The organism is Gordonia sihwensis, assembly GCF_029632925.1.
Taxonomy (GTDB): Bacteria; Actinomycetota; Actinomycetes; order Mycobacteriales; family Mycobacteriaceae; genus Gordonia; species Gordonia sihwensis.
Genome location: NZ_CP121248.1, coordinates 850,884 through 865,739, shown reverse-complemented (window position 1 = coordinate 865,739; position 14,856 = coordinate 850,884). Strand labels below are relative to the sequence as shown.

Below are 14,856 nucleotides of genomic sequence, written 5' to 3'. Positions count from 1 at the left end.
GCTTCCTCACCTTCGCTTAGCTCCTACCCAACATGGTAGGTATTGACGCGTGAGCACATCAGACGGGGGCGCCGACCAGCAGAAGCCGCGCAGTGGCCCGCGAGCGACCTATCCGGCAGATCGGTCGCGGAGCAGCAAGCGCCGCTGGTTCTACGGGCTCGCCGTGCTCGTCGTCGTCGCGGGTGTCGGGATCGCATACCTCGGTTTCCGTCAGTTCGGCGATCCGGACGTCTCTGGACAGGCGACGGGTTACGAGCTCCTCTCGTCCGACCGCGTCGCCGTTCAGTACACCGTCAACCGCAACAGCCCGGACGACGCCGTCGTCTGCATCGTCCGCGCGCGCGCCAAGGACGGCGCCGAAGTGGGCCGCCGCGAGGTGCTGGTCCCCGCGGGCACCGAGGTGCAGGTCGGCGCCCGCACCGAGGTCGCGACGTCTCGGCCGCCGGTGATCGGCGAGGTGTTCGGCTGCACGCTCAACGTACCCCCCTACCTCTCCCCGAACGCATGACGCACGCCGGGAAGGCGGTCTTCGCCAAACTCGCCAGTCCGTACTACCCGGCGCTGACGGCGCTGTTCGTCGGCATCATGCTGATCAGCAACATCGCCGCCACCAAGGCCGTCGTCCTGTTCGACGACTGGCTGCACTTCGACCTCGGCCCTCTTCACGTCAACGGCCTGGTGACCGACGGGGCCTTCTTCCTGTTCCCGCTGAGCTACGTCATCGGCGACGTCATCAGCGAGGTCTACGGGTTCCGCGCGATGCGCCGGACCATCGCCTCCGGTTTCGCTGTGATCGTCCTCGCGTCCCTGTGCTTCTGGGTGGCGATCGAACTGCCCGCCGCAGACTTCTACGACGGCCAGTCCGGGTTCGAGTCGGTCCTCGGCACGGTTCCGCGGATCGTCGCCGCCGGGCTCGCCGGTTACGTCGTCGGCGAGCTGCTGAATTCCTTCGTGCTCGTGAAGATGAAAGAGCGGGCCGGGGAGCGGCACCTGTGGGCCCGGCTGATCGGGTCCACCGTGGTCGGCGAGTTCTTCGACACGCTCGTGTTCTGTTCCATTGCCGCCACGGCGATCGGAATCAGCACGTGGTCGGACTTCATCAACTACGTCGTCATCGGTTTCGTGTGGAAGACGCTGGTGGAAGTGGTCGTCATGCCGATCACGTACGCCGTGGTCCGCTACCTCAAGCGAGCCGAGCCGAGCTATGCCGAAGCGCTCGCCGATGTTAGCCGAGTCACCTCGGATGTGCCTTAGAACACAGGCGCTGCTATCATTGGCTGTGCACGGCTCCGCGAGGGGCCGTGTTGCTGCATTTAGAGCAGTCCAAGCGGACAGATCGTCCAGTAGCGGACAGCAAAGGAGACCACAATGACCGATGCGGGTGTGACTTGGTTGACGCCGGAGTCGTACGAGCGCTTGAAGGGTGAGCTCGATTCGCTTATTGCGAATCGGCCGGTCATTGCCGCCGAGATCAACGAGCGCCGCGAAGAGGGCGACCTCAAGGAGAACGGCGGCTATCACGCAGCGCGCGAGGAGCAGGGCCAGCAGGAAGCGCGTATTCGCCAGCTGCAGGATCTGCTCAACAAGGCGAAGGTCGGCGAAGCCCCGAAGCAGTCGGGTGTGGCGCTCCCCGGCTCGGTCGTGACCGTCTACTACGACGGCGACGAGTCGGACAAGGAGACTTTCCTCATCGCCACCCGCGAGGAGGGTTCCGGCGACATCGAGATCTACTCGCCGAGCTCCCCGCTGGGCGCGGCTCTCATCGACGCGAAGGTCGGAGAGACTCGGACGTACACGGTCCCCAGCGGCGCCGAGATCAGCGTGACGCTGGTCAGCGCAGAGCCGTACCAGCCGTAAGTTCAGGCCGGAAAGGGCCGATCCGCACAGCGGATCGGCCCTTTCTCATGTCTGGACCCACTCCGAGGGAACGTCAGTACCGCCGGCCCGGAAAGTCGTTTGGGCAGGGCTCATCAGGCCGGTCGGGCGTCGTCTCATCCGACTGCGCGAACTCATCCGCCAGTAGCCTCAGTAGCTCCGCCTCGACGTCGGAGAGCGCGTGGTTGGTCTCCTGCTCGGCCGCCCGCATCCCCGGCCGCGTGTCAGCGCCGGGCATCAGATAGGTCGGTGGAACATCGAGCGCCCGCGCGAGGCGGTACACCGTCGACATCAGCGGGTCGGCGATCCCCGACGCGCTGTTGCTGGTCGCTCGCTCCAGATTCGATACCGCGTTCCGGTGCAACCCGCACCGCTCCGCGAGCTCTTCCTGGGACAGGCCGCGCGCCTTCCGGACGGTCACCAGACGATGACCGAACGCGAACGCATAGGTATCCCACTCGAGGGATCCACGGTCGGCCGACAGCACAACAACCAATCTGACGACTGCACACCAGAATGTCCGCACACTATCGTGTGCGAGTCCCGTGACCTGCGCCTACGCGGCGAAATTTGTTGTCACAAAGGTATTTTCGAGATCGTCGCGCGAGTGAAGGCCAGTGCACGGTCACAGATCTCGGAGGGAGGCGGCGGGGTGGGCCCGACGTACATTGCGACGGTGTGGACGCCTGCTCGACCTGACTGCACGTACGTATCGCAGTCAGCGAGTTGTGCTGAGCGATGCAGTCCGACAACCCGTCCGTTGATTGAGAGGTCGGCCAGCCAAATGTCATCCCCCGAACGGAACTTGGCTTTGTCCGCTGCGAGACTCGCGGAGTTGCCAACGAACTGTGCGATCGACCAACCACTGTGTTTGCCCGTGATGTACCGCCATCGACAACCCCTCAGCGTCTGACCGTCAGTCCCGGCCGCATCGGTAGCCGTCGTTGGATCAATGCTCAATCGCGCAAGTTCTTCGAGCCCGACCGCTGTGCATGGCTCGAATACCGTTCCGTCGTTCGCGCCGTTCCATCGCCGCGAATGGGACGTCTGGAAAGGCAACGTGCGTCCTGAATCATCGACCTGCCTTACTTTGCTGCTAAGCGCCGAAGGAACTACCGGCTGTCCATCTTCATGGGTCGCACATCCTGCGAGTAGGGCTAAGACCAGAGGCACCAATGGAAGTACGCTTCGTATCTCACTCGCCAATGCTCTCCTCCGCATCAGCAGCCTCCATCTCCGCGATCGCATGCTCGGAGGCAGTCGCGAGAGACGCGGCATCGGTAGAGCTACGCGCAAGTGATCTACTGCCACCACGCAGGACTCTAGTCAGAGCGTCGAATAGGAGATCCCCTTCGACACACCCGCTGCCGAAGTAGTTCGCCCTCAGGACGTAGTTGAGCGCCGTCGCCAACTCCCCCAACTCATCGGCGCACTCTTGCGCGACCTCCGCCCGTTTTCGCCAGAGTTCCTGCACGTAGACGAGTTCGCTCACTATGCCCTCCGGTGCGCCGACGCGATGGAACGACATTCCGTAGCGGAGACCGTCACCCCCCAAATCGAGACGGTCTCCGCTCCGGAATCCCCTTCGCCATCAAGTCTGTTTTCGTGTTCATGAATTAGACGCACCAAACGCCCGATCGGTTCCACTTTGCGCGAGAATTCTTTTCCAGCAACCGTTTTCGCTGGTCAAGAGACCAGCCAGAACAGCACCGGCGTGTCGGCGCACGGCTACACTGCGTACCCATGGCCTACGACCTGCAACCGTTCGACGAGTCCTACTTCGACACCGCGCCGATGAAGTACACCATCGATGTGCACATCCCCGTCGCTCCCGAGACCGCGTGGGCCGAGTTCACGCGCCAGAACACCCTGGACTGGTGCCGTGCACTGAACTCGGTCACGTACACATCGCCCGCGCCGTACGGCGTGGGCACCACACGCTCGGTGGCACTCGCCCCGGGCGTCGTGAAGATGGACGAGTACTTCTTCCTGTGGGACGAGGACTCCGAGACGTCGACGTACAAACACGGCTTCCACGGCGTGCGGGCGAACATCCCCGGACTCAGGAAGTTCGGCGAATACACCGAGGTGTCGCCGACCGAGCACGGCTCACGCCTTGTCTGGAAGTTCGCGATGGAACTCGGCAGCACCGGGCTGCCGCCGTTCCTGTCCGGTCCCATCGCCAACGGCGCCTTCGGCACGGTGAAGACCGACACCGTCAAGCATTTCGCGACCTTCCACGGCTGACACCGCGAGCCGTTCGCCACGGCTCACGGCGTCGTCCGCGCTACGCGAGCGCCTGGCGCACGTCTTCGCGAAGATCGTCGGCGTCCTCGATTCCGACCGACAGTCGGACGAGGTTGTCGGGCACCTCAAGCAGAGAGCCTGCGGTGGACGCGTGGGTCATCGCTCCCGGATGCTCGATCAGCGACTCGATGCCGCCGAGCGATTCGGCGAGGGTGAACACCTTCGTCCGCGCACAGAAGTCGAGCGCAGCCTCACGACCACCGGTCAGCTGAACGGAGATCATGCCGCCGAAGCGCCGCATCTGCTTGGCCGCGACCGCATGCCCCGGGTGGTCGGCCAGCCCCGGATAGAGCACCTTCTCGATCTTCGGATGCGCCGAGAAGAACTCGACGAGCTTCTCGGCGTTGTCGCAGTGCCGGTCCATTCGCACGGCGAGTGTCTTGATGCCTCGCATCGTCAGGTAGGCGTCGAAGGGCCCCGGAACTGCGCCCGCGCCGTTCTGGAGGAAGGCGATGTCGGAGTCGAGCTGCTCGTCGTTGGTGACGATCGCTCCGCCGACCACGTCCGAGTGTCCGCCGAGGTACTTGGTGGTCGAATGCACGACGGCATCGGCGCCGAGCGTCAGCGGCTGCTGCAGGTACGGAGTCGCGAAGGTGTTGTCCACGACGAGCTTGGCGCCGGCCGCGTGCGCGACCTCAGCGACAGCCGCGATGTCGCCGACGTTGAGAAGCGGATTGGTGGGCGTCTCGACCCAGACGAGCTTGGTCGCGGGGGTGATCGCCGCACGGATCGCCTCGACGTCGACGACCGGCGCCACCGAGTAGGTGATACCCCACTCGGTGAATACCTTGTCGATCAGCCGGAAGGTGCCGCCGTACGCGTCGTTCGGGATCACGAGGTGGTCGCCGGGACGCAGCGTGGCGCGCAGCAGCGCGTCGGTGGCCGCCATGCCCGACGCGAACCCGCGACCGAACCGTCCGGCCTCGATGGCCGCGATATTGGCCTCCAGCACCCGTCGGGTCGGGTTGCCGGTACGTGCGTACTCGAACCCGTCGCGCATCCCGCCGACGCCGTCCTGCGCGAACGTGGAGCTCGCGTAGATCGGCACGTTCACCGCACCGGTGCGCTCATCCGGATCCCAGCCCGCGTGAATTGCCTTGGTCGAAAATCCCTGCTCGGACACTACTTCTCCTCCTGCTGACGGATGGCGATCGGGTGCGTGCTCGCGAAGGCGAGCAGGTCGTGCCGGGTGATGACGCCGACCGGCTTGCCGTCGTCCACCACCATCAACGCGTCGGAGGTGCTGAGAGCTTCCATCGCGGCCGAGACGGGCTCGCCCGCACCGATGAGCGGAAACGCCTCGCCCATGTGCGCCGACACCGGGTCGGCCAGATTGGCGCGCCCCTCGAAGACCGCGCTGAGCAGGTCCCTCTCGGACACCGCGCCTGCGACCTCGCCGGCGGTGATGGGCGGTTCGGCGCCGACAACCGGCATCTGCGAGACGCCGAACTCGCGAAGAATCTCGATCGCGTCGCGGAGCGTCTCCTGGGGATGCGTGTGCACCAGATCAGGCAGCGTGCCGCCCTTTCCTCGGAGCACATCGCCGACACGCGATTCCGTGCGCGGAGTGCCGTCGAGCGGCGTGCGCAGGAACCCGTAGCTGCTCATCCAATCGTCGTTGAAGATCTTCGACATGTAGCCGCGACCGCCGTCCGGAAGCAGCACCACGACCACGGCGTCCGGCCCCTCACGCTCGGCGATCTTCAGCGCGGCCACCACCGCCATACCGCACGAGCCGCCGACCAGCAGGCCCTCTTCACGCGCCAGCCGCCGGGTCATCTCGAACGAGTCGGCGTCGGACACCGCGACGATCTCGTCGGGGACGGTGGGGTCGTAGGCGTCCGGCCAGAAGTCCTCGCCCACGCCCTCGACGAGGTACGGACGCCCCGATCCACCCGAATAGACCGAGCCTTCGGGGTCGACGCCGACCACCTTCACGCGCCCGTCGGAGACCTCCTTGAGGTAGCGGCCGGTTCCGGTGATGGTGCCGCCGGTGCCGACGCCTGCGACGAAATGGGTCACCTTTCCCTCGGTGTCGCGCCAGATCTCCGGACCGGTGGTCTCGTAATGACTCAGCGGGCCGTTCGGATTCGCGTACTGGTTCGGCTTCCACGCTCCCGGGATCTCCCGGGTGAGGCGATCGGAGACGTTGTAGTAGCTGTCGGGGTGCTCCGGCGGGACGGCGGTCGGGCACACGACCACCTCGGCACCGTAGGCGCGCAGCACGTTGCGCTTGTCCTCGGCCACCTTGTCCGGGCAGACGAAGACGCATTTGTAACCGCGCTGCTGCGCGACCAACGCGAGACCCACACCGGTGTTGCCCGACGTCGGCTCGACGATGGTGCCACCGGGCTTGAGCTCGCCGGATTCCTCGGCCGCGTCGATCATGCGGGTCGCGATGCGGTCCTTGGAACTGCCGCCCGGGTTGAGGTACTCGACTTTGGCGGCGACCAGGCCGGACCCCGGCTGCACGACCTTGTTGAGCTTGACGAGCGGAGTGTTCCCGACCAGGTCTACAACGTGATTGGCGATGCGCATACCGTCCATGGTCCCATCTACGACCACGCCCCGCCCGATCGGGCGGTCAATGGATCGTCCGAAATGCGCAGTGACGCCCTGGAGTAACGTGGCGCACATGTCTGAAGCTGTCATCGTCTCCACCGCACGCTCCCCGATCGGCCGCGCCGGCAAGGGCTCTCTGAAGGACGTTCGTCCGGACGAGCTCGCTCGCCAGATGGTCGCCGCCGCACTCGCCAAGGTTCCCGAACTCGACGTCGCCGACATCGAGGACATCCACATGGGCATCGGCCAGCCCGGTGGCCAGGGCGCCTACAACATCGGCCGCGTGGTCGCCGTCGAGCTCGGTCTCGACCACGTCCCCGGCGTCACCGTCAACCGCTACTGCTCGTCGTCGCTGCAGACCACTCGCATGGCGTTCCACGCCATCAAGGCCGGCGAGGGCGACGTCTTCATCTCCGGCGGCGTCGAGAGCGTCTCCAGCTTCGGTGTCTCCGGCGGCGCCGACGGGGCACCCAACTCGAAGAACCCGGTCTTCGACGAGGCCATCGCTCGTACGGCCAAGGCCTCCGAGGGCGGCGCGGGAAAGTGGCACGATCCCCGCGAGGACGGGCTGCTCCCCGACGTCTACATCGCGATGGGCGAGACCGCCGAGAACGTCGCCTCGTACACCGGCATCTCCCGCGAGGATCAGGACCGCTGGGGCGTCCTGAGCCAGAACCGCGCCGAGAAGGCCATCAACGACGGCTTCTTCGCCCGCGAGATCGACCCGGTCACGCTGGCCGACGGCACCCAGGTCACCACCGACGACGGCCCGCGCGCCGGCACCACCTACGAGAAGATCTCGCAGCTCAAGCCGGTCTTCCGTCCGGACGGCACGGTGACCGCGGGCAACGCGTGCCCGCTGAACGACGGCGCCGCCGCGCTGGTCGTCATGAGCGATGACAAAGCGAAGGCGCTCGGTCTCAAGCCGCTGGCCCGCATCGTCGCGACCGCGGCCACCGGCCTGTCGCCCGAGATCATGGGGCTGGGCCCGATCGAGGCCGTGCGCAAGGTTCTCCGCGTCGCAGGCATGTCGATCTCCGACATCGATCTGTTCGAGATCAACGAGGCGTTCGCCGTCCAGGTCCTGGGTTCGGCGGCCGAGCTCGGCATCGACCATGACAAGCTGAACGTCTCCGGCGGCGCGATCGCCCTTGGTCACCCGTTCGGCATGACCGGCGCCCGGATCACCACCACCCTGCTGAACAACCTCAACACCTACGACGGTCAGTTCGGCATCGAGACCATGTGCGTCGGCGGTGGCCAGGGCATGGCGATGGTGCTCGAGCGTCTCTGACGGCGAGCCCTCACACGACCGCGAACGGGCGGGTCCGGAGATCTCCTTCGGACCCGCCCGTTCTGCGTCCGCGGGACCGCTCGCAGTTCAGCGAACGTCGACCATCGCGAATCCCGGTGTGACGACCCCGCCCGCGGCCATCAGCGTGACGACGATCCGGCCACGCCCGGTGTGCAGCACCGCCTGCGCCGGGTGGTCGTTGAGCCCGGCCGACATCCGTGCGGCGCCGGTCGCGCCGGTCGCCGTGTTCAGCCACCACACGCGCCCGAACGGCAGACAGCCCCACCGTTCGGAGAGGGTTCCGGTCACGGTCACCTGGCCCGCCCCGGGGCCGCTCTCGAGCCCGCAGTGGATGGGCGGCACATCGAAACTGCCGTTCGGGTTCCCGAAGGATGCCGGCTGGATCGCGAACGGCTGTACCGGCGCCGCCGAGGCGGTCCCCGCGCCCACCGTCGCCGCCACAACCGAGCCCGCGACCGCCGCCGCAAGCGTCAACCGCCGCCGTAGACCTTGTTCGATCATGTCCGACTCCCGTCGTCGCGCCTGTATCCACCGAACAACAAAGAGCCCGGTGATGCAACCGATCTCTCGGTGCACACCGGGCTCTGAGCCGACCAGCCAAGTCTATTGACTAGTCACTGTTGAAGTAGCTCAGCAGTCGCAGGATCTCGACGTACAGCCAGACCAGGGTGACGGTCAGCCCCAGCGCCACACCCCATGCCGCCTTCGACGGCGCGCCGGCGCGGATGAGCTCGTCGGCCTGGTCGAAATCGAGCAGGAACGAGAAAGCCGCGAGGGCGATGCAGACCAGCGAGAAGATGATCGCGATCGGTCCGCCGCTCCGCAGGCCGCTGTCGACGCCGAACAGTCCGAGGACCAGGTTGCCGAGCATCAGGACGAGCACACCGACCATGCCCGCCATCAGCATGCGGGTGAATCGGGGGGTGACGCGGATGGCGCCCACCTTGTAGACCACCAGCATGCCGACGAACACACCGAGGGTGCCGAGGACCGCCTGCCCGATCAGCGCACCGGCCGAGGTGTCATCGCTGATGACCCAGTTACCGAACACATACGAGATCGAACCGACGAACAGTCCCTCGAATGCCGAGTAGGTGAGGACGATCGCGGGGTTGTCCTGTTTGCGGCCGAAGCTCGCGATGAGGACGAGGATCAGACCGCCGATCGCACCGACAGCCATCAGCGGCGCGGCGAGCGAGGCCTGCTGCGAGATCGCGAAGTAGGCGCCGGCGGCGACGACGATCAGGACGCCGAGCGTCATTGCGGTCTTGGTGACGACGTCGTCGATCGTCATCGGGCGGGTGTCGGCCTGAGGCACGTATCCCTGGGTGTACTGGTCGGTGTACTGCTGCTGGCCGGTCGCCATCGACGCCTGGCCGGCGCCCGCCAGTCCCTGACCGAAGGAGGCGTAACCGCCCGCCTCCTTCTTATTGTCACGGACCACGCCACGCATGATCGGGTTACTGCTCTCTCGCACTGGTGCTCCTTTAGAAAGTTGTGCGCATCAGTTGACTTGGCTGATTCACGGGTTCAACGATCCTCGAGCCGATTCGGTTCCGACTTTACCTATTCTTGACCGAGGCCGTTGCACACAGCGCGCAGCGCCGACTCCGCCAGCTCGTATCCCTCACCCCACGGCAGGCCCGGCTTGGCGATCATCAGCGATGCGAGACCGTGCGCAGTGGCCCAGAGCGTGAGGACCGTCTGCACGGTGTCCGCACGTGGAATCAGTCCCTGGTCCATCATCTCTTCGACGGTGTCGGAGAAGTGCACGAACGCCGACGAGAGCAAGACCTCGTCGGTGAGCGTCGGCTCCCCCGGCGGGGTGACGCGGGCGAAGGTGATGCGGTACATCACGGCACTGTCGATGGCGAACCGGACGTAGGCCAGCCCCTGCGCCAAGCCGCGGTCGAAGAGGTCGTCGATCCCCTCCGACGCCCGCATCATCACCTCGTCGAACTGCTCGAAGAATCGGGCGCATACGGCGTCGAGCAGCGCTTCCTTGTCCTCGAAGTGCAAGTAGATCGACGGAGGCGTCACCCCGACACGGCCCGCGACCGCCCGGATGGACACCTTCTCCTCACTGCCCGACTCGATGAGCAGGTCGGTGGTGGCCGAGATGATCTCCTCGGCGAGCTGATCGCCCGATCCTCGCGGTGAGCGCGGACGGGGCGACACATGATCGTTCATGACCGCAGTTCACTCCTCCTTGAATCCGAACCGATCGTGCAGCGCACGAAGCGGTGCCGGCGCCCACCAGTTTCCCACTCCCATGATCCGCATGAACGCGGGAACCAGAAGCATGCGGATGAACGACGCGTCCATCAACACTGCGATGGTGAGACCGACTCCGAACATTCTCATGAACGACACCTCCGACGCGGCGATCCCGGCGAAGACGATGCTCATCAGCAGGGCAGCTGCCGTGACCACGCGCCCGGTTCGGGCGATGCCGACGGCGACGGCGTGGTCGTTGGCTGCTCTGGTCCGATCGGATTTGAGCCACTCCTCCCTGATTCTGCCGAGCAGGAACACCTCGTAGTCCATCGAGAGCCCGAAGGCGATGCAGAACATCAGCACGGGCATCGTCGCCACCAGGTAGCCGGTCGACGTGGTGCCGAGGCCCCCGAGGTGACCGTCCTGGAAGATCCAGACCATCGCGCCGAACGTGGCCGACAGCGACAGCACGTTCAGGACGACGGCCTTGAGCGGTAGCACCACGCTCCCGCTGAACAGGAACAGCAGGACATACGTGAGCACGGCGATCACACCGAGCACCCACGGCAGATAGGTGAGCAACGCCGCGACCACATCGTGGTTGAGTGCGGCGAGGCCGGTCACCTGGACCACTGAACCCTGCGGGGCCGGGACCGCGCGCAGCGCCGACACCTGATCTTGACCTGCCTCGCTCAGCGGATCGACGTCGCTCGACGCCGTCACCACCGAGTACTCGCCCGACCCGGCCGAGGGGTCGCCGGGCGCCACCTGACGCCCTTCCAGGAATACGCCGACCGGGGCTGTGACGGCGCCGACCCCGGTGACTCTCGACAGTGCCGCCGCGTAGTCCGACATCGCGTGGTCGGAGACCGCCCCCTCGACCACCACGGTCGCCGTGCCGCCCGAGTCCTGGTCGTACTCGTCCCGGATCTCCTGCTGCACCGAGTGGGCGGTGGCCGTCGACGGCAGCACGCGGTCGTCGGGGAAGCCGAACTTGATGCCGAGGAAGGGTGCTCCGAGGAGCAGCAGCACTGCGGGAACGATGATCGCGACGGGGACGGCGCGTCGCAGCACCACCGTCGCCATGCGGTACCAGCCCGTCTGCTCGATCGGCTTCGGTTCCGGCTCGGGACGGCCGCGCCGCCGCCGGATCCACGCCCGGACGTCGAGCGCGTCGACACGATCGCCGAGAACCACCAACAGTGCGGGCGTGATGATCAGGGCCGCGGCCACCGCCACGACCACCACACCGACGCCCGCATAGGCGAACGAACGGAGGAAGTACATCGGGAAGATCGCCAGCGCCGCGAGCGACAGTCCGACCGTGATGCCGGAGAAGAACACCGTGCGCCCGGCGGTGTCCATCGTTCGGAGCACGGCGTCGCGACGGCTCAACCCGCGATCGACCTCCTCGCGGTATCGGGTGACGATCAACAGGGTGTAGTCGATCGCCAGCGCCAGCCCCATCGCGGTGGTGAGGTTGAGCGCGAAGATCGACACGTCGGCGAATCCCGCAATGACCCGCAGTAACGCCATCGTTCCGGCGATCGCCGCCACGCCGACCAGAATCGGCAGTGCCGCGGCCACCGCCCCGCCGAACACCACGATCAGGAGCAGGAAGCTGATCGGGATCGCGATGGCCTCCGCCACCGCGAGATCCTTCGACGTCTGCTGATTCACCTGGCTGTACATCAACCCCTGGCCGCCGACCTTCACCTCGAAGCCGTCGATTCTCCCGGTGAGCCGATCGGACAGTTCGGCCGCGTGCTTCGGAGCCAGTTCGTCACCGCCGTCGAGGCCCGCGATGATCTGCGTGGAGGTCTTGTCCCTGCTGAGGAGTTCTCCGGCCAGCCCCGGATTCGACCAGATCGAGAGGATGGGCTTCTGTACGTAGCCCGCCGCCTCGAGCTCACCGACGATCTTCCGGCCGACCTCCGCGGCCGCGCCGCTCGTCGCCATATCGGTACCCGCGGGCCCGTCGATCTTCACCACCACGTCGGCACCACCCCGATGGAACTCCCGATCGAGGACGTCGCGGGCCTGGGACGACTCCGCATGCGGGTCGTCGTATCCGCCGGCGAGCATCTTGTCCGCGGCACCGAGCCCGTAGAAGCCGCACAGCGCGAGCAGCACCACCGCTACTCCCAGTACCAGTCTGGGCGCGCCGACCACACGTCGTGTCAATCCAGTGAGCATCTCCGAGTCCCCTGATCGCGATCACTTATCAGCGTTAAGTTAGCAACTGGGCGTCCATTCGAGGAAGCCCCGGCCGCCGCCGAGTGATTCACCACACGTTTGAAATAGAACGTGTTTCAATCGACATATGGCGGATGCGATCGATCACGAAGGCAGCGCGCAGGTGGCACGACCGAGCGAATCCCGGCGCGATCCGGACTGGCTCCGCGAACGACTCGGTCACTGGTTGCGTCGGCAGGAGGGTCCCGATGCACGTGTCACGGCCGTGACGGTGCCGGAGTCGAACGGGATGTCGAGCGAGACGCTCCTCGCCGAAGCGTCGTGGGGAGGTCAGGAGCGGTCCCTGGTGATCCGCGTGGCGCCGCAAGCCGAGAGCGATCCGGTCTTCCCCTCCTACGACCTCGACGGGCAGTACCGGCTCATTGATCACGTCCGCACTCATTCCGACATTCCGCTGCCCCGGCTCTGGTGGTCGGAGACGGGATCGGCGGCGCTGGGCGCACCGTTCTTCGTGATGGACCGCGTGGACGGACAGGTGCCGCCGGATGTCATGCCGTACAACTTCGGCTCCTGGGTCACCGAGGCCACGCCCGAACAGCGATCGTCGATGATGTGTGCGACGGTCCGAGTCCTCGCCGAGATCCACCGCGTACCGGTGCCGGACGTGTTCATCGCGCAGCCCGCCGCCGGCGAGTCTCCGCTCGCCGCACACATCCGGCGCCTTCGCGACTTCTACCGCTGGGCCAGCGCAGGCCGGGCGGGGTCGCCACTCATCGAACGCGCCTTCGCCTGGGTCGAGCAGAACAGGCCGGAGCCGACCGAGAACGTGCTCACCTGGGGAGACGCCCGCATCGGCAACATCATGTACCGAGATTTCGAACCGGTGGCCGTTCTCGACTGGGAGATGGCCGCCCTCGGCCCGAGGGAACTCGACATCGGGTGGATGATCTTTCTCCACCGCTTCTTTCAGGACCTCGCGGAGATGGCGGGAATCGAGGGACTGCCCGACTTCCTGCGACGCGAGGACGTCGCCGCCGAATACCGGCGGCAGACCGGACACGCACCCGCCGATCTGGACTTCTACACCACGTACGCGGCCCTGATCCACGCGGTGGTGATGTTCCGAATCCAATGTCGCGCGATCCATTTCGGTCTAGCAGCCGAACCCACCGATCCCGACGAACTGATCATGCACCGGGCGACTCTCGAAGCGATGCTGGCCGGTACCTACTGGGAACAGGTGAAATGATGCTCTCGGAGATGGACGACTACCCGATTCACCAGGTCGCCGAGGTGATCCGTCACGTCGGCACCTCCGACCGCAACTTCTACGATCGCTACTACTTCAACTGCCATCACGGCGATCCCGACGACCCGTGGCTGATCGTCGGACTCGGCGTGTATCCCAATCTCGGCGTCACCGATTGTTTCGCCGTGGTGCGGTATCGCGACGAGCACATCGTGGTGCGAGGATCACGGGCGCTGGGCGCCAACCGCAACGACCTGCGCGTGGGCCCCTTCCTCGTCGAGGTGGTGGATGGTCTGCAGAAGCTGCACGTGCGACTCGCGCCGGGCCACGGAGACCTCTCCTTCGATCTCGTCTTCGACGCCGACTCTCCTGCTGCTCTGGAGCCGCGCCACTTTCAGCGACAGCTCGAACGCGTCACCTTCGACACCATGCGATTCGTCCAGACCGGCCGATGGACCGGATCGATGACAGTGGACGGCACTCATTTCGCGGTGGAGCCGCACACCTGGCGCGGCAACCGCGACCGGTCGTGGGGTGTGCGCCCGGTCGGCGAAGCGGAGCCGCCGGGGCGACGCGCCGCCGAGACCGATGCCGCGTCGTTCTTCTGGATCTACTCGGTGATGCGGTTCGACGATTACGCGGTCACGGTGATCGTGCAGGAACTGCGCACCGGCGAGCGGGTCTTGGGCGATGCGCGACGGATCTGGAACGATCCGGCGCGCGAGCCGGAATGGCTCGGCCGCGTGGAGCACGACGTCACGTTCGTCTCGGGCGGGCGCGAGCCGGCGTCGGCCATCCTGCGGTTCATCCGCCCCGGAGGCGAGGAGATCGTGGTGCGCTGCGCGCCACGGCTGGCGAACTTCATCGGATTCGGCACGGGCTACGGACTGGAACAGGACTGGCGGCACGGCATGTGGCAGGGCGAGGAGAAGGTGGAGTCGCTGCACCTGAAGGTCTCCGAACTCGACGCGACCATGAAGCTGTTCTGTCCTGCCGACCATCTCGCGACCTTCGAACTGTCGGAGGGGGATCGCACCGTGCGGGGCGATGGCTTGTTCGAGTTCTCCGTCATCGGTCCGCACGATCAGTACGGATTCACCGACTACACGGATGTGGCGCCGTAGACGACGGCACA

16 protein-coding genes are annotated in these 14,856 nt (G+C 66.1%); 7 read left to right on the top strand and 9 right to left on the bottom strand.

The features are described 5' to 3' along the window. The first annotated feature begins 49 nt into the window (after window positions 1–49). The 3 genes from P5P27_RS04185 to greA all read left to right on the top strand — a co-directional run bounded on the left by P5P27_RS04185 (window position 50) and on the right by greA (window position 1,857). Entirely contained in the window at window positions 50–508 is a 459-nt protein-coding gene (locus P5P27_RS04185; RefSeq protein ID WP_006898050.1) for a DUF4307 domain-containing protein, read from the top strand. After that, window positions 505–1,254, top strand: coding sequence for a queuosine precursor transporter (locus P5P27_RS04180; protein WP_006898051.1), 750 nt, complete (start codon window positions 505–507; stop codon window positions 1,252–1,254). Before P5P27_RS04185 ends, P5P27_RS04180 begins: the two co-directional genes overlap by 4 nt. A 114-nt stretch (window positions 1,255–1,368) precedes the next feature. Next, the gene (greA, locus tag P5P27_RS04175; RefSeq protein ID WP_006898052.1) at window positions 1,369–1,857 is read left to right on the top strand and encodes a transcription elongation factor GreA; all 489 of its coding nucleotides are present in this window, start codon (window positions 1,369–1,371) and stop codon (window positions 1,855–1,857) included. Between the two features lie 73 nt (window positions 1,858–1,930). Here greA and P5P27_RS04170 read toward each other — a convergent pair whose 3' ends face one another. The 3 genes from P5P27_RS04170 to P5P27_RS04165 form a co-directional block, all read right to left on the bottom strand. After that, entirely contained in the window at window positions 1,931–2,362 is a 432-nt protein-coding gene (locus P5P27_RS04170) for a helix-turn-helix domain-containing protein (protein ID WP_278126521.1), read from the bottom strand. Window positions 2,363–2,451: 89 nt separating this feature from the next. Beyond that, window positions 2,452–3,096: a DUF3558 family protein gene (locus P5P27_RS20730; RefSeq protein WP_411815787.1), complete on the bottom strand. Its 645-nt coding sequence runs from the start codon at window positions 3,094–3,096 to the stop codon at window positions 2,452–2,454. Further along, window positions 3,071–3,367: a hypothetical protein gene (locus P5P27_RS04165; RefSeq protein WP_101841724.1), complete on the bottom strand. Its 297-nt coding sequence runs from the start codon at window positions 3,365–3,367 to the stop codon at window positions 3,071–3,073. The genes P5P27_RS20730 and P5P27_RS04165 overlap by 26 nt, the downstream gene beginning before the upstream one ends. Window positions 3,368–3,618: 251 nt before the next feature. On the opposite strand from P5P27_RS04165, the gene P5P27_RS04160 reads away from it, so the two are divergent. After that, entirely contained in the window at window positions 3,619–4,122 is a 504-nt protein-coding gene (locus P5P27_RS04160) for an SRPBCC family protein (protein WP_278126518.1), read from the top strand. Window positions 4,123–4,162: 40 nt separating this feature from the next. Here P5P27_RS04160 and P5P27_RS04155 read toward each other — a convergent pair whose 3' ends face one another. Both P5P27_RS04155 and P5P27_RS04150 read right to left on the bottom strand, forming a co-directional pair. Continuing rightward, window positions 4,163–5,305 carry a cystathionine gamma-synthase gene (locus P5P27_RS04155; protein WP_278126516.1) on the bottom strand — a complete coding sequence of 381 codons (1,143 nt, stop codon included), beginning with the start codon at window positions 5,303–5,305 and terminating at the stop codon, window positions 4,163–4,165. Further along, window positions 5,305–6,720 carry a cystathionine beta-synthase gene (locus tag P5P27_RS04150; RefSeq protein WP_006898058.1) on the bottom strand — a complete coding sequence of 472 codons (1,416 nt, stop codon included), beginning with the start codon at window positions 6,718–6,720 and terminating at the stop codon, window positions 5,305–5,307. The genes P5P27_RS04155 and P5P27_RS04150 overlap by 1 nt, the downstream gene beginning before the upstream one ends. Window positions 6,721–6,817: 97 nt before the next feature. On the opposite strand from P5P27_RS04150, the gene P5P27_RS04145 reads away from it, so the two are divergent. Beyond that, window positions 6,818–8,038 carry an acetyl-CoA C-acetyltransferase gene (locus P5P27_RS04145; RefSeq protein WP_006898059.1) on the top strand — a complete coding sequence of 407 codons (1,221 nt, stop codon included), beginning with the start codon at window positions 6,818–6,820 and terminating at the stop codon, window positions 8,036–8,038. Between the two features lie 87 nt (window positions 8,039–8,125). Here P5P27_RS04145 and P5P27_RS04140 read toward each other — a convergent pair whose 3' ends face one another. From P5P27_RS04140 to P5P27_RS04125, 4 genes are all read right to left on the bottom strand, one after another. Continuing rightward, window positions 8,126–8,560 carry a hypothetical protein gene (locus P5P27_RS04140; RefSeq protein ID WP_045537319.1) on the bottom strand — a complete coding sequence of 145 codons (435 nt, stop codon included), beginning with the start codon at window positions 8,558–8,560 and terminating at the stop codon, window positions 8,126–8,128. Between the two features lie 109 nt (window positions 8,561–8,669). Further along, window positions 8,670–9,536 (bottom strand): Bax inhibitor-1/YccA family protein, encoded by an 867-nt coding sequence (locus P5P27_RS04135; protein ID WP_006898061.1) that lies wholly within the window; start codon window positions 9,534–9,536, stop codon window positions 8,670–8,672. 89 nt (window positions 9,537–9,625) lie between these two features. Beyond that, window positions 9,626–10,249, bottom strand: coding sequence for a TetR/AcrR family transcriptional regulator (locus tag P5P27_RS04130; RefSeq protein WP_006898062.1), 624 nt, complete (start codon window positions 10,247–10,249; stop codon window positions 9,626–9,628). A gap of 9 nt (window positions 10,250–10,258) precedes the next feature. Continuing rightward, window positions 10,259–12,472, bottom strand: a complete 2,214-nt coding sequence (locus tag P5P27_RS04125) for an MMPL family transporter (protein WP_222111282.1) — start codon at window positions 12,470–12,472, stop codon at window positions 10,259–10,261. A 127-nt stretch (window positions 12,473–12,599) separates the two neighbouring features. Here P5P27_RS04125 and P5P27_RS04120 point away from each other — a divergent pair, with 127 nt between their 5' ends. Continuing rightward, the gene (locus tag P5P27_RS04120) at window positions 12,600–13,721 is read left to right on the top strand and encodes a phosphotransferase family protein (RefSeq protein WP_222111283.1); all 1,122 of its coding nucleotides are present in this window, start codon (window positions 12,600–12,602) and stop codon (window positions 13,719–13,721) included. Further along, entirely contained in the window at window positions 13,721–14,845 is a 1,125-nt protein-coding gene (locus P5P27_RS04115; protein ID WP_278127406.1) for an Rv3169 family protein, read from the top strand. Before P5P27_RS04120 ends, P5P27_RS04115 begins: the two co-directional genes overlap by 1 nt. Window positions 14,846–14,856: the final 11 nt, after the last annotated feature.

Excerpts from the sequence above, each read along its gene's own strand:
- P5P27_RS04160 (WP_278126518.1), top strand. The coding sequence starts at position 3,619 with ATGGCCTACGACCTGCAACCGTTCGACGAGTCCTACTTCGACACCGCG.
- P5P27_RS04120 (WP_222111283.1), top strand. The coding sequence starts at position 12,600 with ATGGCGGATGCGATCGATCACGAAGGCAGCGCGCAGGTGGCACGACCG.
- P5P27_RS20730 (WP_411815787.1), bottom strand. The coding sequence starts at position 3,096 with ATGCGGAGGAGAGCATTGGCGAGTGAGATACGAAGCGTACTTCCATTG.
- P5P27_RS04125 (WP_222111282.1), bottom strand. The coding sequence starts at position 12,472 with ATGCTCACTGGATTGACACGACGTGTGGTCGGCGCGCCCAGACTGGTA.
- P5P27_RS04150 (WP_006898058.1), bottom strand. The coding sequence starts at position 6,720 with ATGCGCATCGCCAATCACGTTGTAGACCTGGTCGGGAACACTCCGCTC.
- P5P27_RS04145 (WP_006898059.1), top strand. The coding sequence starts at position 6,818 with ATGTCTGAAGCTGTCATCGTCTCCACCGCACGCTCCCCGATCGGCCGC.
- P5P27_RS04140 (WP_045537319.1), bottom strand. The coding sequence starts at position 8,560 with ATGATCGAACAAGGTCTACGGCGGCGGTTGACGCTTGCGGCGGCGGTC.
- P5P27_RS04115 (WP_278127406.1), top strand. The coding sequence starts at position 13,721 with ATGCTCTCGGAGATGGACGACTACCCGATTCACCAGGTCGCCGAGGTG.
- P5P27_RS04130 (WP_006898062.1), bottom strand. The coding sequence starts at position 10,249 with ATGAACGATCATGTGTCGCCCCGTCCGCGCTCACCGCGAGGATCGGGC.
- P5P27_RS04180 (WP_006898051.1), top strand. The coding sequence starts at position 505 with ATGACGCACGCCGGGAAGGCGGTCTTCGCCAAACTCGCCAGTCCGTAC.
- greA (WP_006898052.1), top strand. The coding sequence starts at position 1,369 with ATGACCGATGCGGGTGTGACTTGGTTGACGCCGGAGTCGTACGAGCGC.